General features: G+C 52.2%; 20 protein-coding genes. All 20 read left to right on the top strand.

What is annotated here, in order from left to right; genetic code table 11:
- Window positions 1-4 precede the first annotated feature (4 nt).
- Complete coding sequence (locus QJ48_RS03760; protein ID WP_054972317.1) at window positions 5-2,062, top strand: chemotaxis protein CheA; 2,058 nt, start codon at window positions 5-7, stop codon at window positions 2,060-2,062.
- Between the two features lie 51 nt (window positions 2,063-2,113).
- Window positions 2,114-2,575, top strand: coding sequence for a chemotaxis protein CheW (locus QJ48_RS03755; RefSeq protein ID WP_036676403.1), 462 nt, complete (start codon window positions 2,114-2,116; stop codon window positions 2,573-2,575).
- Between the two features lie 5 nt (window positions 2,576-2,580).
- Window positions 2,581-3,201: a chemotaxis protein CheC gene (locus QJ48_RS03750; protein ID WP_054972316.1), complete on the top strand. Its 621-nt coding sequence runs from the start codon at window positions 2,581-2,583 to the stop codon at window positions 3,199-3,201.
- Complete coding sequence (locus QJ48_RS03745; RefSeq protein ID WP_054972315.1) at window positions 3,198-3,692, top strand: chemotaxis protein CheD; 495 nt, start codon at window positions 3,198-3,200, stop codon at window positions 3,690-3,692. Before QJ48_RS03750 ends, QJ48_RS03745 begins: the two co-directional genes overlap by 4 nt.
- A gap of 4 nt (window positions 3,693-3,696) precedes the next feature.
- Window positions 3,697-4,113, top strand: a complete 417-nt coding sequence (locus QJ48_RS03740; RefSeq protein WP_054972314.1) for a hypothetical protein — start codon at window positions 3,697-3,699, stop codon at window positions 4,111-4,113.
- A gap of 18 nt (window positions 4,114-4,131) precedes the next feature.
- Window positions 4,132-4,914: a FliA/WhiG family RNA polymerase sigma factor gene (locus QJ48_RS03735; protein WP_054972313.1), complete on the top strand. Its 783-nt coding sequence runs from the start codon at window positions 4,132-4,134 to the stop codon at window positions 4,912-4,914.
- Between the two features lie 23 nt (window positions 4,915-4,937).
- Window positions 4,938-6,347: a DUF342 domain-containing protein gene (locus QJ48_RS03730; protein ID WP_054972312.1), complete on the top strand. Its 1,410-nt coding sequence runs from the start codon at window positions 4,938-4,940 to the stop codon at window positions 6,345-6,347.
- Between the two features lie 39 nt (window positions 6,348-6,386).
- The gene (locus QJ48_RS03725; protein ID WP_054972311.1) at window positions 6,387-6,719 is read left to right on the top strand and encodes a hypothetical protein; all 333 of its coding nucleotides are present in this window, start codon (window positions 6,387-6,389) and stop codon (window positions 6,717-6,719) included.
- Between the two features lie 30 nt (window positions 6,720-6,749).
- The gene (locus QJ48_RS03720; protein ID WP_054972310.1) at window positions 6,750-7,346 is read left to right on the top strand and encodes a hypothetical protein; all 597 of its coding nucleotides are present in this window, start codon (window positions 6,750-6,752) and stop codon (window positions 7,344-7,346) included.
- Window positions 7,339-7,848: a hypothetical protein gene (locus tag QJ48_RS03715; RefSeq protein WP_054972309.1), complete on the top strand. Its 510-nt coding sequence runs from the start codon at window positions 7,339-7,341 to the stop codon at window positions 7,846-7,848. Before QJ48_RS03720 ends, QJ48_RS03715 begins: the two co-directional genes overlap by 8 nt.
- Before the next feature lie 251 nt (window positions 7,849-8,099).
- A complete protein-coding gene (gene rpsB / locus QJ48_RS03710) occupies window positions 8,100-8,798 on the top strand; it encodes a 30S ribosomal protein S2 (RefSeq protein WP_025850723.1) in 699 nt (232 codons plus the stop codon).
- A gap of 94 nt (window positions 8,799-8,892) precedes the next feature.
- Complete coding sequence (gene tsf / locus QJ48_RS03705) at window positions 8,893-9,543, top strand: translation elongation factor Ts (RefSeq protein WP_054972308.1); 651 nt, start codon at window positions 8,893-8,895, stop codon at window positions 9,541-9,543.
- A 97-nt stretch (window positions 9,544-9,640) separates the two neighbouring features.
- Window positions 9,641-10,366 carry a UMP kinase gene (gene pyrH / locus QJ48_RS03700; protein ID WP_010491262.1) on the top strand — a complete coding sequence of 242 codons (726 nt, stop codon included), beginning with the start codon at window positions 9,641-9,643 and terminating at the stop codon, window positions 10,364-10,366.
- A gap of 3 nt (window positions 10,367-10,369) precedes the next feature.
- On the top strand, window positions 10,370-10,924 hold the full coding sequence (frr, locus tag QJ48_RS03695; RefSeq protein WP_054972307.1) for a ribosome recycling factor: 555 nt from the start codon (window positions 10,370-10,372) through the stop codon (window positions 10,922-10,924).
- A gap of 59 nt (window positions 10,925-10,983) precedes the next feature.
- Entirely contained in the window at window positions 10,984-11,751 is a 768-nt protein-coding gene (locus QJ48_RS03690; RefSeq protein ID WP_054972306.1) for an isoprenyl transferase, read from the top strand.
- Window positions 11,752-11,821: 70 nt separating this feature from the next.
- Entirely contained in the window at window positions 11,822-12,610 is a 789-nt protein-coding gene (locus tag QJ48_RS03685) for a phosphatidate cytidylyltransferase (protein WP_054972305.1), read from the top strand.
- Between the two features lie 23 nt (window positions 12,611-12,633).
- Complete coding sequence (locus QJ48_RS03680) at window positions 12,634-13,776, top strand: 1-deoxy-D-xylulose-5-phosphate reductoisomerase (protein WP_082420326.1); 1,143 nt, start codon at window positions 12,634-12,636, stop codon at window positions 13,774-13,776.
- A 200-nt stretch (window positions 13,777-13,976) separates the two neighbouring features.
- Window positions 13,977-15,236: an RIP metalloprotease RseP gene (rseP, locus tag QJ48_RS03675; protein WP_054972303.1), complete on the top strand. Its 1,260-nt coding sequence runs from the start codon at window positions 13,977-13,979 to the stop codon at window positions 15,234-15,236.
- Window positions 15,237-15,268: 32 nt separating this feature from the next.
- The gene (gene proS / locus QJ48_RS03670) at window positions 15,269-16,726 is read left to right on the top strand and encodes a proline--tRNA ligase (RefSeq protein WP_054972302.1); all 1,458 of its coding nucleotides are present in this window, start codon (window positions 15,269-15,271) and stop codon (window positions 16,724-16,726) included.
- Between the two features lie 319 nt (window positions 16,727-17,045).
- Window positions 17,046-19,991 (top strand): PolC-type DNA polymerase III (locus QJ48_RS03665; RefSeq protein WP_054972301.1); only part of this gene is annotated, 2,946 nt, incomplete at its 3' end.

The raw sequence follows: 19,991 nt of genomic DNA, 5'->3' as shown, positions 1-19,991 counted from the left end.
AGATATGGAAATGAATCAATACCTCTCGATGTTTATCGATGAGTCGAGAGATCACTTGCAAGCGATGAACGAACAGATGCTCAGTCTGGAGAGCAGCCCGGAAGACATCACGATCGTGCAAAATATTTTTCGGTCGGCACATACGTTGAAAGGAATGTCGGCGACGATGGGATTCGAGGATCTGGCGTCGCTGACTCACGAGATGGAGAATGTGCTGGACCTCGTCCGCAACCATAAGCTGAAGATGGATTCGTTTATTTTCGACTGCCTGTTCAAAAGTCTGGATTCCTTGGAATCCATGGTGGAGGACATCATTCAGGGCGGCACAGGCCAAGCGGACGTAACCGAAATCGTTGCCGCGCTCAAGTCCATCGTTTCCGGCGATTACACCAAGGGTGGCGCAGCCGGAGGCGCGACGGCCAAAGCGGTGCAGACAACCGTCGCCGGGGGAGAGCTTGACGAATTTCAATATTCGATTCTTCAGCAGTCCATCGAAGCGGGCATTCCCGTACTTCGCCTCGAAGTAACGGTTCGACAAGATTGCGTGTTAAAAGCGGCGCGCGCTTATATGGTATTCAACGTGCTTGAACAGAACGGAGAGGTCATCAAGTCCAACCCTTCCGTTGAAGATATCGAGCAGGAGCGATTCGATCAATCGTTCGTCGTTTATTACATATCCCAAATTGACACCGACGAGCTGCAAAAGCAAGTCGCGAGCGTGTCCGAAATCGATAAAGTAGACGTCATCGTTTTGGATCAGGCCAAGCTGACGGAGCTCATGACTCCGCCTTCCGGGTCGAATGCAGCGGCCGCACAAGCGCAGGCACAAGCCGAGACAGCCGCCGCATCGACGCAGGAAGCGCCGAAGCAGGAAGCCAAAAAAGCACCTGCCGCAGGAGGTGCCCCTGTAGCCGGACGCACGATCCGCGTCGACATCGAGCGGCTCGATACGCTGATGAACCTGTTCAGCGAGCTGCTGATCGACCGGGTACGGTTGGAGCAGCTTGCCAGCGAAATTCGCCGCAGCGAACTGACGGAAACCGTCGAGCATATGTCCAGGGTCAGCAGCGATTTGCAAAATATCGTACTGAAGCTGCGCATGGTGCCGATCGATACCGTCTTTAACCGTTTCCCGCGTATGATCCGGGATGTCGCGAAGACGCTGGACAAAAAGGTAGATCTGATCATCACCGGCGCCGATACCGAATTGGACCGGACGGTCATCGACGAAATCGGCGATCCGTTGGTGCACTTGCTCCGGAATGCCGTCGACCATGGCGTGGAGCCGGCTGCCGACCGCGTTGCCCTCGGAAAGCCTGAGACCGGAACGATTCATCTGCGCGCGTATCATAGCGGAAACCATGTGTTTATCGAGATCGAGGAAGACGGACGCGGCATCAACCGGGACAAAGTGTTGAAAAAAGCTCTGGAAAACAACGTATTGACCAAGGAACAAGCCGAGCGCATTACGGATGACGAGGTCAATCAGTTGATTTTTGCTTCCGGCTTCAGCACGGCGGATAAAATATCGGATATTTCCGGCCGCGGGGTCGGACTTGATGTCGTGAAGACGAAGATTCAAAGTCTCGGCGGACAAGTCCAAGTTGATTCGGAATGGGGGAAAGGCTCTAAATTTTCCGTTCAGCTGCCGCTGACGCTGTCGATTATCTCGGCGATGCTGATCCGGCTCAATAACGAGAAGTACGCTATTCCGCTTTCTTCCATTGTGGAAACGATGGCTGTCCGTAAAGAACAGATTCGCTCGGTTCACGGCAATCGCATGGTCGAGTACCGTACCGGGGTTATCCCGCTCGTATCCTTGGCCGATCTGTTCGATGTGCCGGGAGGAACGAACATTTCCGAGAACGAAACGCAAGTGGTCATCATACGCAAAGGCGACAAAATGGCGGCGCTCGTCGTCGACGAATTTATCGGCCAGCAGGAAATCGTGCTGAAGACGCTCGGCAAATATTTGACCAAGCTGTTTGCGGTTTCCGGCGCAACCATTCTGGGAGACGGACAAGTCGCGTTAATTATCGATACGAATGCCTTGATTAAATAGCGGGACGCAAAGACGGCTACATTCACGCGATAACTTAAGGAGGCTGCGAGCATGGGAGAAGAATTGAAAGTCATTGTGTTTACTTTAGGAAAGGAAGAATACGGGGTAGAGGTCGAGAAGGTCCGCACCATTGAACGGATGCAGCCGATGACCCGAGTTCCGAAAACGCCTGAATTTGTCAAAGGCGTCATCAATTTGCGCGGCGTTGTTACCCCCGTCATCGATTTGCGCGGCCGCTTCGGATTTCCGGAGACCGAGTATACCGACAACTCGCGGATCATTATCGTTGCCGTCGGCGACATCGAAGTCGGCCTGATTGTCGATTCGGCCAACGATGTCATCGATGTGGATTCGGATCATATCGACGATCCGCCGGAAATCGTAGGCGGCATTAAGGCTAAGTACCTTCACGGGATTGCCAAAGTAGGCGAAAGCCGATTGCTTGTGCTGCTGAACCTGAAGGAAGTATTGACCAAGAGCGAGATCGTTCAACTGGAGAATGTAGAGGAGTAGGCCTAGTGGAAGCATTTAATTCTTTTGCCGATTTTCAAATGGATGTGCTGAAGGAAGTCGGAAATATCGGTGCCGGACATGCGGCTACTGCGCTCTCGCAGCTGCTCGATAAGCCTGTGGATATGCTTGTGCCCAAAGTGCGAATGGTTCCTTTCGAGGAAATCGCGGACAGCGTAGGAGGAGCCGAGGAAGCCGTTATCGCTATATTTCTGAGGGTCGAAGGGGAAACGCCGGGAAATTTATTCTTTATTCTGAAGTTCGAGTCGGCCAAGAAGCTTCTTCGCAACTTGGTCGGAATGGACGGGGTGGAAGGCGAAGAGTACTCCGAAATGGAGTTGTCCGCGCTCAACGAGATCGGCAACATTTTGGCGGGCTCGTACTTGTCGTCCCTGGCGGATTTCACACAGCTGAACATGCAGCCGACTGTTCCTTCGCTTGCGATTGATATGGCGGGAGCGATTCTGAGCTACGGCCTGCTCCAATTCGGCCAAATGGGAGACCAGGCGCTCTTGATCGACACGAAGTTTCTGGATGGAAGCGACGAGGTGGAAGGGCATTTCTTCCTCATTCCGGATCCGGAGTCCTTCGAACGTATTTTCGTTGCTTTGGGAGTGCATACTCCATGATCCAAGACAATCTGATTAAAGTAGGAATGGCCGACCTGAACGTCGCTCACTTGACCGGTGTGCTCAAGACGACGGGGCTCGGTTCCTGCGTGGGTGTTACCTTGTTCGATGCCAAGGCCAAAGTAGCCGGAATGGCCCACGTCATGCTGCCGACCTCGGATATTGCCAGAGAAGGAAAGCTGAACATCGCGAAATATGCAGATACGGCAATCCCCGAAATGATTCGCCTGATGGAGGATCTTGGGGCTCAAGTGAAGCGCATGGTTGCCAAAATGGCCGGTGGAGCACAAATGTTCGCATTCGGTTCCCAATCGGACACGATGCGGATCGGACCGCGGAATGTCGAGTCCTGCAAGGAAATGCTCAGCCGTTACCAAATCCCGATTATTGCCGAAGATACCGGCGGCAATTACGGGCGAACCATCGAATTCGACTGCGAATCCGGTATGCTCATGATTCGCAGCGTACAACACGGAGTGAAGGAATTGTAAACCTATGATCGGATCGATACGTTGGAACTTTATCGTAGGAGCCGCGGCATTCGTCATTACCTTTGCATTGTCGATAACCGACAATATTTGGCTGACTACCTTGATTCGCAGCTTCTACAGCTTTGTCCTGATGTTTGTAATCGTATTTTTGTTCCGTTGGTTGCTTGGCACGGTTGCCGGATTGGCGGGCGCTCCGATTCCTGAGCATTCGGAAGAAGAGGATGAGCTTAAAGGAACGGCGGTCGATGTTGTAACGCCCGATCAGGATGCGGAGCTGCATCAGATGCTGAAACCGTCGCCGGGTCTGAAGGACGCCGCGGAGACCGATTTTTCCCCGCTGAATCCACCGAAGCTCTCAACGAAGATACAAGGGAGTCCTGACGAATTGGCACAGGCGGTTCGCCGAATGTCTGAAGAATAAGGATGGTGACCATCTGTCATGATCGCGCAAAAATCCCATTTGGCGAATATCGATGTTTGGAAGCAATGGAGAGAAGACAGACAATTGAAAGCGAAGCAGGCGCTTATCGAAACGTATTTGCCGCTCGTGGATTACGTTTCGGGTCGTCTTTCCATAGGTCTGCCAAAAAACGTTTCGAAAGAAGATTTATCCAGCTGCGGTATTATGGGCTTGATCGATGCCATCGAAAAGTTCGACTACGAGCGGGGACTGCAATTTGAAACGTATGCCTCCTGGCGCATTCGCGGAGCGATGATCGACGGGCTCCGTCAAGGCGATTGGGTTCCCCGTTCCGTGAGGGAGAAGGCCAAGAAGATCGAGGACGCTTATCAAAAGCTCGAACAGCAATACTTGCGTTCCGTAACCGATAGCGAAATCAGCTCTTATCTGGATGTCAGCGAGCAGGAGTTTCAACAGATGGTACAGGAGATCGCAGTGACGACCGTCTGTTCGATCGACGATCCTATCCGGGAGGAAGATTCGGAGACGCGGCTTTCTTTGTTAATTGACGAAAAGGCGAAAAGTCCGGAATCCAAAGTAAATGAAGTCTACTTAAAAGAAACATTAGCTAAAGCTATCGAACGATTGACGGAAAAAGAGCGGACCGTCGTATCCCTCTTTTATTACGAAGAATTGTCTTTAAGCGAGATCGCCGAAGTCATGAATCTTTCCCCATCCAGAATATCACAGCTGCACTCAAAAGCGATTCTGCGGTTAAAAGGTTCTTTGAGCCGTCATAAGTCGCAGCTATTTTATGACTAAGTGGTCGGAAAGTGGGGAGAATGATGGCCGATCTGGCGATGCCGCTCAGCTATTATATGGATATTTCGTTGTCCGACGACAAGCTGTTCGCTTACCTCAAGTTTGCGAATTGCGAGGATTCGTTCCGCGTTAACAAAGGACAGCTTATGGAATTGATTGCCTCATATCACATCGTATACGGCATAGATGAGGAGAAAATCGCCGCGATCGTAGACGATCCGAAGGCTTTCTTCTTCTCTCAGACGGTGATCGCCAAAGGCGATGCGCCGAACAACGGTCAGGACGGGCGTGTCCAGATGATGTACGATTTGGACGACAAATCCAAACGCCCGGCCGAGCTGGAGGACGGCAAGGTCGATTATAAAGAAGTGACAACGATCCATAATGTGAAAAAGGGACAATTGATCGCCCAAAAAATTCCGGCCGCCTTAGGTGTCCCGGGACGTGCGGTAACCGGGGAAACGCTTTTTGCGAAGGACGGGAAGGATGCGCGCCTCAAGCTCGGCAAAAATGTCGTGACCGATCCGGAGCAGACGGCCATTTATGCAGCCATTGACGGAATGGTCACCAAGACGGACCGGGATAAAATCAATGTGTTTCCGATCTTTGAAGTGAACGGGGATGTCGACTATAATGTCGGAAATATTGATTTTGTCGGGTCCGTCGTCATCCGCGGCAACGTGCTGCCGGGCTTTCGCATCAAAGCGGCGGGAGATATCCGCATTACGGGCAGTGTGGACGCCGCAGAGTTGGAGGCAGCCGGCTCCATCGAGATCAGCGCGGGAATCCTTGGGCATAACAAAGGAACGATTCGTGCCGGAAAACGGGTAAAAAGCTCTTTCATCCAGGATGCCAACGTCGCAGCGGGAGAAGAAGTGCTGGTCAGCCAGAGCATTATGCACTCGCAGGTACGCGCCGGCAATCAAGTTGTATGCAAAGGCACCAAGGGACTGATTGTCGGAGGAATGATTCAAGCGGGCGACGCGGTCATTGCCCGGACGATCGGCAACTCCATGTCGACCGCTACAGTCATCGAAGTCGGGGTCCTGCCGGAGCTCCGCAACGAGCTTCAGCAGCTTCGCATCCAGCAAAGAGCTTTGAGCGAGAACCTGGATAAGACGGATAAGGCGCTTGTGCTGCTCGACCAATTGGCAGCCGCGGGACAGCTTGGGCCGGACAAAGTGGCGATGCGGGTTAAGCTGAACCATACCAAGAAACAGGTTACGGAAGAAATTGCGAGCTCCAGAGAGCGAATGTTGGAAATTGAGAGATCGCTTGAGGACTCGGAAAAAGCAAAGGTCGAAGTCATGGCCAACGCCTACAGCGGAACGAAAATCGTGATCGGCCGATATACCAAATTCATTAAAGATACTTCTCCCCGCGTTAGGTTTCAATTGATCGACGGAGATATCGCGATGCTTCCTATCGTATAAAGGCTGACGTACGCGTACAGCTCGAAGGAGGGTATGCCGGTGAGCATGAAACCGGTTGAAATGCAGTTTGCGCTTCATAAGAACGACGAAGCCGGTCTGAAGCAGCATCAAATGGTGCAAAAGCGAGTGGAAGACCAGGCCATGCTGAACAGCTCCAACGAGAAGACGACGATAAAAGAGCGTCAGATCAGCGCCAAGACGGAGGAAACCGGTCAAGCTTCGATCAAAGACGATCAGTCGGGCCGTTCGGGAGAACGGGACTCCCGAGGGGGCGGAGGGGCCAAGAAGTCGGCCGAGGAAGCCAAACAGGCGCAGGGCGGCACCGGACCGGAGCATCCGTTCAAGGGGCATCATATCGACTTGACCTTATAACTATTTTGTTGTGAAACTAGGTGAATGCAATTGGACCAACCTTGGGTATACATCGTGCTGGTCGGGCTTCTAATCGTGGTCTATGCAAAGATTATCCCGCGAAAATCGGAAGGAACTGCCAAGTCCGACGGCGCCATCGTAAAAGAGATGGAGCAGGCGATGGATCACTTGGCTATGGAGCTTGAGGAGCAGAACAAAGCGCTGATCGAGATGTTCTCCGGGACGAAACAAACTTACGAGGAGCAGGCGGCTAAACTGACCTTGCGTGTGGAAACGCTTGAAAAGCAATGTCAGGAGCTGCGGCACGAACTGAACAGACTGACGTTCTCGGAAGAGCAGCGGCGTCTATCCCTTCAAGCGGAAGCGTCGAAGCCGGGAGAGTCGTTGGGAGCGAGCGCCGGGGCCGCGGTATCGCCGGCGGCTTATACGGAACCTGCCGCACCCGACCCGCAGCCGGAAGCAGCGAACAAAGCTGCGATGAATATGAAGGTGCGTTACGGCGAGCTGTTCGAATTGTACGAGTCCGGCAAATCGACGGACTATATCGCCAAGAAGCTGGGTATGAACAAAGGGGAAATCAGTCTGATCCTGCAGCTTGCCAAACAGGAGGAACGGTCGAATGCTTAAGAACAAATCGCTTCTGTACGGGCTCGGCATCGGTTTGATTTTGGGTGCCATTCTGCTTCAGCTGATGAATGCGGTTGCTCCGTCGAGCAGCGCCGCTTCCAAGCAGCCCGCGGCAGGACAGGCGCCCGAGGAGATGGATCGCGTCCGGCTTAAGGAAGTTGCTTCTACCTATTTTAATGTGTACGACAAAAGTCAAAAGCTGTACGACCAGCCGCAGGTCGATGCCTTGATCGCGCAGAAGCTGAAAGAAGAGAGGGACAAGCAAGCCGCACAGCCGCAGTCTGCCGCGCCCGATAAGGAAACGTACATTTATGTCTCCAAAGGCATGACTGCGGCCCAAGTTGCCGATTTGCTGCAGCAGAGCGGCGTTATTGCCGACCGGAACGCCTTCGTAGATACGATGAAGCAAAAGCAGATGAACGACAAAATCATCTCGGGCCTACATGTATTTAAGGGGCCTCTCGAGCTGACGCAAGTCATTGCCAACTTAACGACACAATAAAAAGGTCAGACTCGGGCAGTTGGGGTCTGAATTTGTCTTTTTTCGTCGGACTGCCGCAGGTGTTGCATACGGTTGTCAGTTATGGTATAGTAATTTTCGGTGTTAAAAACCACACGTCGGTTAATTCCGGTAATGGTGCTCCCACTGGCTTCAACAGATGCTTTCTTAAGCGTCTTGGTCAAGGAGTTTTACCGGGAGATGCGATCGGCGGAGGAAACCACAAAAAACCAATTTAGAGGAGGTGCGTGAGGATGGCAGTTATCTCCATGAAACAGCTGCTCGAAGCTGGGGTACACTTCGGTCACCAAACCCGTCGTTGGAACCCGAAAATGGATCGATACATCTTCACCGAAAGAAACGGAATTTACATCATCGACCTGCAAAAAACGGTCAAAAAAGTTGAGGAAGCTTACAACTTCGTCAAGTCCGTAGCCGCAGAGAACGGCACGATCTTGTTCGTAGGTACGAAAAAGCAAGCTCAAGATTCGGTTAAAGAAGAAGCTGAGCGTTGCGGAATGTACTACATCAACCAACGTTGGCTCGGCGGTACGCTGACTAACTTCCAAACAATCCAAAAACGGATCAACCGTTTGCACGAGCTGGAAAAATGGGAGCAAGACGGCACGTTCGAAGTGCTGCCGAAAAAAGAAGTTATCATTCTTCGCAAAGAAAAAGATCGTCTTGAGAAATTCTTGGGCGGTATCTCCCATATGAAAGGTCTGCCGAGCGCACTGTTCGTCATCGACCCGCGCAAAGAGCGCATCGCCGTTGCGGAAGCACGCAAGCTTGGTATTCCGATCGTTGGTATCGTAGACACGAACTGCGATCCGGACGAAATCGACTACGTGATCCCGGGTAACGACGACGCGATCCGTGCCGTGAAATTGCTGACGGCTAAAATTGCTGACGCGGTTATCGAAGCTCACCAAGGCGAAGAGACTTCAGCTTAATGCATTGAATACGAGAAAGGGTGGTTTAAAGGTGCAAAATCCTTTCACCGCCCTTTTTTTGGGAATACATATTACATTCCAAGGAGGCCAAATCATGGCAGTTAGTGCAGCAGCAGTAAAAGAATTGCGCGAAAAAACAGGAGCAGGCATGCTCGATTGTAAAAAAGCATTGGAAGAAGCAAACGGCGACTTGACAAAAGCTGCTGAAATTTTGCGTGAAAAAGGTCTTTCCGCAGCGGCCAACAAAGCAGGCCGCGTCGCAACGGAAGGCATGATCGAGTCCTACATTCACGCTGGCGGCAAAATCGGCGTATTGGTTGAAGTAAACAGCGAAACTGACTTCGTGGCGAAAAACGAGCAGTTTAGAACGTTTGTACGCGACGTTGCTCTGCACATCGCAGCTTCCAACCCGAAATTCCTTCGCCGTGACGAAGTTCCGCAAGAAGCGCTGGACAAAGAGCGCGAAATCTTGACGAACCAAGCGCTGAACGAAGGCAAGCCGGAAAAAATCGTCGAGAAAATCGTCGAAGGCCGTCTGGCGAAATACTACGAGGAATACTGCCTGCTTGAGCAGCCTTTCGTTAAAGACCCGGACAAAACCGTAGAAGAAGTATTGAAAGAAAACATCGCAACGATCGGCGAAAACTTGTCGATCCGCCGCTTCGTTCGTTTCGAGCTCGGAGAAGGCCTGGAGAAGAAACAAGAAAACTTCGCTGAAGAAGTTATGTCCCAAGTTAAACTGTAATTCAACAAGATAAATGCAAGGTAACGAGGAACACGCTGTGTTCCTTGTTTTTTAAAAGAAAGCTTTAGCGGTCTGATCGAAATGGAGGGGTTGGAGCTTGGAACGTCCGATTTATAAAAGAGTCATTTTGAAATTAAGCGGAGAAGCGTTAGCCGGACAACAAGGTTACGGCATCGACTCCGAGATGATTTCGTCCATCGCCCAGCAGGTGAAGGAAGTAGTGGATCTTCAGGTGGAAGTCGCCATCGTCGTTGGCGGCGGCAACATCTGGCGCGGCATTGCCGGAAGCGCAAAAGGCATTGACCGGGCAACCGCAGACTACATGGGTATGCTGGCTACGGTGATGAACTCGCTGGCGCTGCAGGATGCGCTGGAAACGATCGGCGTACCGACACGAGTACAAACGTCCATCACGATGCAGCAGGTTGCAGAACCGTACATCCGCAGAAGAGCGATCCGGCACTTGGAAAAGGGCAGGGTTGTCATTTTTGCGGCAGGAACGGGCAATCCGTATTTCTCGACGGATACGACCGCGGCGCTGAGAGCAGCCGAAATCGAAGCGGAAGTGATCTTGATGGCGAAGAACAAAGTCGACGGCGTCTACACCGCCGATCCGTTCAAAGACGCCACCGCGCAAAAATTCGAAACGCTGACCTACCTCGAAGTGCTTAACAAAAACCTTGGCGTTATGGACTCGACCGCATCCTCCTTATGCATGGACAACAATATTCCGCTGGTCGTCTTCTCGATTACGGAAAGCGGCAATATCAAGCGCGTCGTAGTTGGGGAGAAGATCGGCACGATCGTAAAAGGGAGTGTGTAATCTATGCCGCAATCCATTAAAAAAAGTGCGGAAGAACGCATGGAGAAAGCGATCGGCGCGCTGAAGAAGGAGCTGGCTTCGCTTCGTGCGGGGCGTGCGACTCCTGCCCTGCTGGATCGCGTTCAAGTCGAATACTACGGTTCTATGACACCGGTCAACCAGCTGGCGAACATCAATACGCCGGATTCCCGCACGCTGATGATTCAGCCGTGGGACAAAAGCTCGGTTGCCGCTATCGAAAAAGCGATTATGAAATCCGATCTCGGATTGACGCCATCCAACGACGGCAGCGCGATCCGTATCGTCATTCCGGCTTTGACGGAAGAACGCCGTTCCGAGCTCGTCAAAATGACGCGCAAGTTCGGCGAAGAAGCGAAAGTGGCGATCCGCAACATCCGCCGCGACGCGAACGACGATATCAAAAAACTGGAGAAGACGGGTATTTCGGAAGACGAGTCCCGTCGTCATCAGGACGACATCCAGAAGTTTACGGACAAGCATATCGCGGAAGTCGACAAAGTATTGGCTGCCAAAGAAAAAGAAATCATGGAAGTGTAACCGGTAAAGACCCCCTTATTCGAGGGGGCTTTTAGTCTTTCCTGATGGGGGATTCAGACATGATGTCATTCAAAAAATGGTTTGGAAGCAAGCCGGAAGGAGAGCAAGCCGCTCTCAAGCTGGATGCGGACAACATTCCGAACCATGTGGCCGTCATCATGGACGGTAATGGCCGATGGGCACAAAAGCGGGGACTGCCGCGGGTGGCAGGCCACCATTCAGGTATGAAAAACGTAAAAAAAATTACGATGGCCGCAAACAGCATCGGTGTGAAGGTGCTGACCATGTATGCTTTTTCCACGGAAAATTGGAAGAGACCGAAGGAAGAAGTCGACTACTTGATGAAGCTGCCGATGGAATTTTTTCCGAAAGAAATCGACGAGCTTATTGCAAATAATGTCCAGATCCGTATGACGGGCTGGCAGGAAGATCTGCCTGACTTTACGCTGAAAGCGGTTCAGGATGCGATCGATCAAACGAAGCATAATACCGGCCTCATTTTGAACTTTGCGCTTAATTATGGGAGCCGCAAGGAAATGCTGAAGGGTATTCAGCGGCTCGCTCAGGATATGAAAGAAAATAAAGTGGCCGCGGACGAAGTGGACGAGGCGCTTTTCTCCAAATATTTGTTAACCGATCCGCTCCCGGACCCCGATCTTCTGATACGCACCAGCGGAGAGCTTCGGATCAGCAACTTTATGCTCTGGCAGTTAGCCTATTCGGAGCTTTATTTTACGGATTTGTGCTGGCCTGAATTTACAGAGCCGCATTTCTACGACGCTATCGGGGAATACCAGCGCCGCGCCAGGAGATACGGCGGTTTATAGCGGCTGTTGACAACAGGTAGGGGCAGTTGGCTTATGTCCGACTGCCAGCATAAACGATGGAGGAATCGATTTGAAGCAGCGAATTGTCACAGGAGTCGTGGCAGGGATCGCCTTTTTCATCCTGTTGTATTTGGGAGGCTATTGGTTTGCCGGGTTAATCCTGGCCTTGTCGCTGATTGGATACGACGAGTTTTTACGGATGAACGGTCTTAACAAGAACAAAACGATCTCGATTTTAGGCTCTCTAGGAGTGATTGGCCTTGTCATACCGTGGCAAGAAGCAGGGATATCGCTAGAGCGTTTGATTTGGTTGTTCTTGTTTGTTCTTCTGGCCGTTACCGTTATTTCGAAGAACAAAATTACGATCGATCATGTGACTACGGCATTTTTGGGCATGGTGTACGTCGGTATCGGCTTTCATTACATGGTGGAGACGCGCTGGCTGTCCGAGAATGGGCTTTATTGGACGCTGCTCGTATTTTTGTGCATTTGGTCAACGGATTCCGGCGCATATTTTACCGGATCGATGATTGGAAAAACACCGCTCTGGCCTACCATTAGTCCGAAAAAATCCGTCGAGGGAGCTATCGGCGGCACGGCGTTGTCCGTTGTCGTTGCACTCGGCTTTGCTTGGTACCGTCCGGACCTGCTTGACTTTGCGCAAGCGATTTGGATCGGCCTCGTTATTGCGATTGTCGGTCAGATGGGCGACTTGATTCAATCCGCTTATAAGCGGGTGAAGGGAATCAAGGATACGGGAACGATCCTGCCGGGACATGGCGGCGTGCTTGATCGGACCGACAGCTGGCTGATCGTGTTTCCCTTCCTCCATTTAGTGGCTCTGCTCCCGCACGTATAACTATTGCCCCGAGGTGAACGTTGGTGAAAAAAGTCAGTATTCTGGGGGCGACCGGTTCCGTTGGAACCCAGACCTTGGATGTCATATCGCATTACCCGGAACGTTTCGAGGTGGAAGGGCTCGCCGGCGGTTATAATATCCCGCTCCTGCTGGAGCAAATCGAGCGCTTTCGTCCCCGCAAAGTATCCGTTGCGACGAAGGAAGCGGCGGAGCAGTTGCGTGCGGCAACGAAATCGAACGTTCAGGTGCTATACGGTGAAGAGGGGCTGCACGAAATTGCGGCAGGCACCGATGCCGAGCTAGTCGTCACCGCGATTGTCGGCAGCCAAGGACTTAAGCCGACGCTGGCCGCCATCGACGCGGGCAAGCATATCGGTCTTGCCAACAAAGAGACGTTGGTGAGCGCAGGCCATCTCGTGACGGAATTGGCGCAGCGCCGCGGCGTCGCTTTGCTTCCGGTCGATAGCGAGCATTCCGCTATATTCCAATGCTTGAACGGAGAATCACGGGACCGTATACATAAAATTACGCTAACCGCTTCCGGGGGATCGTTTCGCGACCGCACCCGGGAAGAGCTTGCTGATGTAACGGTTGAAGATGCGCTCAAGCATCCGAATTGGTCGATGGGCGCGAAAATCACGATCGATTCGGCGACGATGGCGAACAAAGGGCTGGAAGTGATCGAAGCCCACTGGCTGTTCGGTTTGCCGTACGACCAGATTGAAGTACTGATTCATCCCGAAAGCATTATCCATTCATTCGTCGAGTATGTAGACTACAGCATCATCGCTCAATTGGGGATGCCGGATATGCGGGTTCCGATTCAGTACGCGCTGACTTATCCGGACCGGATGGCGACGCCTTCGGAACGTTTGCGTTTATCCGATGTCGGAAAGCTGCAGTTTCGCGAGATGGATTTCGAACGGTATCCGTGTCTACGGATGGCGTATGAAAGCGGGCGGACGGGCGGCTCCATGCCCACCGTGTACAATGCGGCAAACGAAGTTGCGGTCGAACGGTTCTTAAAAGGGGAAATTTCATTCCTGGCTATCGAAGAGGTGATTGCCAAGGTAATGGACAAGCATTCCCCAGTCCCGGCCCCGGATTTGTCCTCCATTCTGGAGATCGATCGGTGGGCCAGGGAAGAGGCGCGGAGCTTGGACTAAAATGGGCCGTTTGAAGATGCGACGCCAGGGCATCTTTCGGCGAAGCCGCTCATATGTTCATATCATGAGTCCCGGCTTGTATTCCCTTTGGGATTAATGTTAATCTTAAAGGAAGGCTTCGGACGATTTTTCATGCAGCCAATAACATTTGCCCATAACTTGGATATGAACATTTGCGACTTAAGGAGGCCGTACACCCATTGGCTAACATCCAGAACGTATTTCAAATTGTTCTTTTGTTTTTTGTTCTAGTCACGATTCACGAGTGGGGACATTTTTACTTTGCCAAGCGAGCGGGCATTCTTGTTCGCGAATTCGCGATCGGCTTCGGTCCCAAGCTGCTCTCCTTCAAGCGCGGGGAAACCCGGTATACGCTCAGACTTCTTCCGATCGGCGGCTTTGTCCGAATGGCAGGAGAAGATCCGGAAATCGTTCAAATCAACCAAGGCCAGCGGATCGCCGTGCAGTTGGACGACAATCAGGTTACGCACATCTACTTGAACGAGTTCGAAAGCCGCCGGGATGCGATTGAAGGCGTTGTCGAGCAGATTGATCTGGAGAAAGATTTGTTCGTCCGCCTGGATGTCGACGGGGAAATCGAACGTTATTCGATTCATCCTCAGGCGATGATGGTGTCCAAGGAAAAAGAGACCCAGATTGCCCCGTGGGACCGCCAGTTCGGGAGCAAGACGGTAGGGCAGCGCGCGATGGCTATCTTTGCCGGACCGCTGATGAATTTTATTCTTGCGTTGGCGCTCTTTATCACCTTTGTGTTCGTCGCAGGAGTGCCCAACCGGGTAAAAATTCAGGAAACCGTTCCGGCTTCCGCTGCGGAGAAAGCGGGACTGCAATCCGGCGATATTATACTTCAGGTGGATCATGTGCAAATCGGCTCCGACCGCAGCAAGCTGACGAACTTGATTCAACAATCTCCGAATAAACCGATGGTCTGGATCATTGAGCGCAACAAGGAGCAGATCCGTAAAGAAGTGACTCCGCTCATGGACAAGGACGGCGTGATTCGCGTCGGCGTCTCGCTCCTGACCGAAACGCGGCCTGCCACGGTACTGGAAGGATTTACCGGAGGTTGGAACAGCCTTGTTTCCGCCACGACCATCATCATGGACGGCTTCGGCAAGCTGGCGACGCTTCAAGTGAAAATGGACGATTTGGGCGGTCCGGTAAGGATTGTCGAATTTACAAGCGAGCAGGCTAGCGCAGGGTTTGCCCAATACATCTCGTGGATGGCTATTATGAGTCTTTATTTGGGACTGTTCAATCTGCTGCCGATTCCCGCGCTGGACGGAAGCCGACTGGTGTTTTTGCTGCTGGAGGCGCTCCGCGGCAAGCCCGTCGATCCGAGCCGAGAAAGCATGGTGCATTTTGTCGGCTTTGCGATGCTAATGCTGCTTATGATAGCCGTCACTTATAACGATATATTACGTTTGATTAAAGGATAACGAATTGCCGTCCGTAGGGGGATAACAGAACGATGTCGAACCAAAAGCAAGACAAACAGTTTGTAAAAGAGATTACGCCGCAGGGCGAGGATTTCTCCCGCTGGTATATTGATGTCATTAAAAAAGCCGATCTCATGAGCTACTCGCCGGTCCGGGGATGCATCGTATTTAAACCGGACGGGTACGAGCTTTGGGAAAATATTCAGCGGGAGCTGGACCGCCGGTTTAAGGAAACGGGACACCGCAATGCTTATTTCCCGCTGTTCATTCCCGAGAGCTTTTTCCAAAAAGAAAAAGAGCACGTGGAAGGATTCAACCCGGAGCTGCCGTGGGTAACCGAAGCAGGCGGCGAGAAGCTCGAAGAGCGGCTGGCGATTCGCCCGACGTCCGAGACGATGATCGGTCATATGTACGCGGAGTGGATTAATTCCTACCGCGACCTGCCGCTCTTGATCAACCAGTGGGCCAACGTGGTCCGTTGGGAAAAACGGACGCTGCCGTTCTTGCGTACGAGCGAATTTTTATGGCAGGAAGGCCATACGGCTCATGAGGACGAAGCCGATGCGCGCAAAGAAACGATGCAGATGTTGGAAATTTATCGTTCTTTTGCCGAAGAGTTCTTAGCGATTCCGGTTATCATGGGCCAGAAAACGCCTTCCGAGAAGTTCGCGGGCGCCGTCGATACGTATTCCATCGAAGCGATGATGAAGGACGGCAAAGCGGTACAAGCGGGGACTTCCCACTATTTGGGCACGAACTTCGCCGTGGCGTTCGATATCAAATATTTGGACCGCGAGAACCAGCATCAATTCTGCCATACGACTTCCTGGGGCGTAAGTACCCGTCTCATCGGAGCTTTGATCATGGTCCACGGCGACGACCGCGGATTGGCATTGCCGCCGAAGATCGCGCCGACGCAAGTCATCATGATTCCGATCGGCCCTCCGAAGACGAGAGAGCAGGTTGTCGGCCGCGTCGACGAGCTGTATGCCCAGTTGAAGCAGGCTGGCGTACGCGCGAAAGTGGACGATCGTCCGGACCAAAGCCCGGGCTGGAAATTTAACGAATACGAAATGCGCGGCGTACCGGTCCGCGTTGAGCTGGGACCGCGGGATATGGAAAACGGGCAAGTAGTCTTGGTATCCCGGATTACCGGAGAGAAGCGTGTCGTCCAGCAGGACCAATTTGTAGAAGAAGTGCAAAAATTGTTGACGGAAACACAGCAGGAAATGTATGATCGAGCCAAGCGGTTCCGTGACGAAAGCATGACGGAAGCAGGTACGGTGGACGAGCTGAAATCGTTCCTCGAGCAACAACGCGGCTTCGCATTGTCGGGCTGGTGCGGCTCCGCAGCCTGCGAAGCGCAGGTCAAAGAAGAGACCGGCGCAACGAGCCGCAACATTCCGTTCGAGCCGGGCGTATCCAAGCCGAAATGTCTCGTCTGCGGCGAAGACGCCAAGCACACGGTCGTCTTCGGCAAATCGTATTAACACGATCTTTTCTACTAACGCCATGTAATTAGGAGTTTGGTTTTGCTTTTGATTGAAAAGCATTGTTCTTACAGCCCTAGGAAAAGTGTTGCCACGGAAAGTGAAACGGCCGCCTTTGAAATCAAGTTGCTACCTTGCAGGTTTTTATAAGATAGGGCAACTTGATTTCAAGAGCGGTGGAGTGGCAATACTTTTCCGCTCGGCCGGTAGAAACAAACTTTCCACTTAGCTAAACAAACGCCTAACCTTTTACATAAGGGGCAACGGGAAAGCAACACTCCTTTTGCCCCTTTCATCGTTTTACGGGGGGAGGAGCACCATGAGCAATGACAGTACGGCGCTGAAACGGGACCGCTTTGAAATGCTGATGCAGCAGGCCAGTGTACCGGCGGACGTGGTTCGGTCTTTTTTTTCGGACGGGTATATCGATAAAGTGGAAACGAGCCGCAAAAACAGGGAATGGACGTTTCATATCGTCAAAACTCAAGTGGTGCCGCAAGATATTTACCGTTCCTTCTGCAAAATGATCCGGGACAAATTCTCGCACATCGCTGCCATTCGTTTCGTGCTCCAATACACGCCGGATGTGAAGCCGGAAGAAGTGGCGCACGAATACTGGAGCATGTTTCTCGAATGGGTACAGCGGGAAGCGGCATCGATTAACGGCTGGATGACCAAGGCCAAAATTGAAACGAACGGGAACGTGCTTACGCTTTATTTGTTGGACACGATCGGCTTGGAATTGGCTAAGAAAAAAAATATCGGCGGACTGATTCAACGATATTTCAGCGGATTTTTCGGCGTCGATTTTCATGTAAAGTATGCGGTCAGCGATTCTCGGGAAGAAGAACTGGAGAGATTCTCGAAGCAGATCGAGCAGGAAGAGAAAGAAGTGACGATCAATATCTTGACGGCCGTGGAGGCGGAGAACGAAGCGGACGCGCAGCAGGATGCGGAACTGAAGCTGATGGTCGGTTACGATATTAAAGATCCGGCCGTTCCGCTGCAGGACGTCAGGGACGAAGAGAAGAAAGTTACGGTACAAGGTACGGTCTTCGGCCTGGACACGAAAGAGCTTAAGAATGGCAGCACGCTGTTCATGTTCAATGTCACCGACTTTTCGGATTCGATCATGGTCAAGGCGTTTGCCAAAACGAAAGAAGATGTTAAAATTTACAGCCTGATCACGAACGGCAAGTGGTTGAAGCTGCGCGGCCGGGTCGAGTACGACCGGTTTATGCAGATCCCCGAACTTGTGATGATTCCTTCCGACGTCAATGAAATCGTCGCACCGCCGGACCGGAAGGACGATGCGGAAGAGAAGCGGGTGGAGTTTCACCTTCATACCGCAATGTCCACAATGGACGGGATCACACCGGTCGACCAATACATCAAAACCGCAGCCAAATGGGGCCATAAAGCGATTGCGGTGACCGACCACAGCGGTATTCAATGCTTCCCGGAGGCGTATAAGGCCGCAAAGAAAAACGGGATCAAGGTTATTTACGGTTTGGAAGCCAACGTCGTTGACGATTCCGTACAGGTCGTTATGAACCCGACGGACATAAACCTCACCGATGCGGAGTATGTTATTTTCGACATCGAGACTACAGGCTTGTCTGTCACCAGCAACAAAATTATCGAACTTGCGGGCGTCCGCATGAAGGACGGTAAAGAAATCGACCGCTTTGCCACGTTTATCGATCCGCATGAGCGGATTCCATATAACATTCAGCAGCTCACCAACATTACGGACGACATGGTCAAGGGTGCGCCCGAGCTGGAGCAGATGCTGCCCAAGTTTATCGAGTTCGTAGGAGACAGTGTTCTGGTAGCGCACAATGCGCGATTCGATATCGGGTTCATTCAAGCGAACTGCAAACGGCTCGGTTTGCCCGAAGTGACCAATCCCGTGTTGGATACGCTTGAGCTCGCCCGGCTGCTCTTCCCGACGCTTAAAAACCACCGGCTGAACACGCTATCTGATAAGTTCAAAGTCAGCTTGGACAACCATCACCGGGCGATTGACGACTCGATTGCGCTTGGCCACGTACTTTTTCACCTGTTGAAAGAAGCAGGGGACCGCGGCTATAAGCAGCTGTCGCGTTTGAACGACGAGGTCGGCAAAAACCTTAAAACGCAGCGGCCATTCCATTGCTGCATTTACGCCAAAGATATGGTCGGCAAAAAAAATCTGTTCAGCCTTGTATCTCTTTCGCATACGGAGTATTTTCATCGGGTGGCCTGCATTCCGAAGAGCAAGCTGCAGGAAATGCGCGAAGGCTTGATCATTGCTTCGGGCTGCGAAAAGGGCGAGTTTTACGAAACGGTGCTGAACAAATCGGTTGAAGAAGCGGAAATGGTCGCAGAATTTTACGACGTGCTTGAAATTCAGCCGATTGGCGTTAATATGCACTTGGTGGACAAAGGCTTGGTCGGAAGCCCGGCACAGCTTGAGGATGCCAATCGCAAAATTGTCCAAATCGGCCGCAAGCTCGGCAAGCCTGTTATTGCGACGGGCAACGTGCATTATCTGCATCCGCGGGAAAAAATATACCGTGACATCACCATTCACGGGATTACCGGCTTCAGCCCGCTTAAGGATATCCGCAAGCCGGACGTCCACCTTCGCACAACGAAGGAAATGCTTGCAGAGTTTGAATATTTGGGCAAAGAAACGGCTTACGAGGTCGTCGTAAAAAATACGTCGGAGCTTGCCGACCGGTTCGAGGAATTGGAGCTGTTTCCGACCAAGCTGTTCACGCCGATTCTCGAAGGGGCGGACGATGAAATCCGCAACACCTGCTACGATACGGCAAAGCAGATTTACGGTGACCCGCTGCCGGAGGTTATTGTAGCGCGTCTGGAGAAGGAGCTTGTGCCGATTATCAAATATGGTTTCTCGGCCAACTATCTGATCTCCGAGCGCCTCGTAAAGAAGTCGAACGCCGACGGCTATCTCGTCGGTTCGCGGGGCTCGGTCGGTTCCTCGGTCGTAGCGACGTTCCTCGGCATTTCCGAGGTTAATCCGCTGCCGCCGCATTACATTTGCAAATCGTGCAAGCACAGCGAATGGATTCTCGACGGATCGATCCCCAGCGGCTTCGACCTCCCGGACAAAAACTGCCCGAACTGCGGAGAAAAGCTGAAAGGCGAAGGTCAGGACATTCCGTTCGAAACGTTCCTCGGCTTCAAGGGCGACAAAGTTCCCGATATCGACTTGAACTTTTCCGGCGAATACCAGCCGCACGCGCACAACTATACC

The sequence above is a fragment of the Paenibacillus sp. A3 genome (assembly GCF_001399685.1).
Classification (GTDB): domain Bacteria; phylum Bacillota; class Bacilli; order Paenibacillales; family NBRC-103111; genus Paenibacillus_G.
This window is presented reverse-complemented; position numbering and strand designations above follow the sequence as displayed.

What these genes read in the sequence shown, in the direction of transcription:
- QJ48_RS03760 (WP_054972317.1), top strand. Translation starts at nt 5, where the DNA reads ATGGAAATGAATCAATACCTCTCGATGTTTATCGATGAGTCGAGAGAT.
- QJ48_RS03755 (WP_036676403.1), top strand. Translation starts at nt 2,114, where the DNA reads ATGGGAGAAGAATTGAAAGTCATTGTGTTTACTTTAGGAAAGGAAGAA.
- QJ48_RS03745 (WP_054972315.1), top strand. Translation starts at nt 3,198, where the DNA reads ATGATCCAAGACAATCTGATTAAAGTAGGAATGGCCGACCTGAACGTC.
- QJ48_RS03740 (WP_054972314.1), top strand. Translation starts at nt 3,697, where the DNA reads ATGATCGGATCGATACGTTGGAACTTTATCGTAGGAGCCGCGGCATTC.
- QJ48_RS03735 (WP_054972313.1), top strand. Translation starts at nt 4,132, where the DNA reads ATGATCGCGCAAAAATCCCATTTGGCGAATATCGATGTTTGGAAGCAA.
- QJ48_RS03730 (WP_054972312.1), top strand. Translation starts at nt 4,938, where the DNA reads ATGGCCGATCTGGCGATGCCGCTCAGCTATTATATGGATATTTCGTTG.
- QJ48_RS03715 (WP_054972309.1), top strand. Translation starts at nt 7,339, where the DNA reads ATGCTTAAGAACAAATCGCTTCTGTACGGGCTCGGCATCGGTTTGATT.
- rpsB (WP_025850723.1), top strand. Translation starts at nt 8,100, where the DNA reads ATGGCAGTTATCTCCATGAAACAGCTGCTCGAAGCTGGGGTACACTTC.
- tsf (WP_054972308.1), top strand. Translation starts at nt 8,893, where the DNA reads ATGGCAGTTAGTGCAGCAGCAGTAAAAGAATTGCGCGAAAAAACAGGA.
- frr (WP_054972307.1), top strand. Translation starts at nt 10,370, where the DNA reads ATGCCGCAATCCATTAAAAAAAGTGCGGAAGAACGCATGGAGAAAGCG.
- QJ48_RS03690 (WP_054972306.1), top strand. Translation starts at nt 10,984, where the DNA reads ATGATGTCATTCAAAAAATGGTTTGGAAGCAAGCCGGAAGGAGAGCAA.
- proS (WP_054972302.1), top strand. Translation starts at nt 15,269, where the DNA reads ATGTCGAACCAAAAGCAAGACAAACAGTTTGTAAAAGAGATTACGCCG.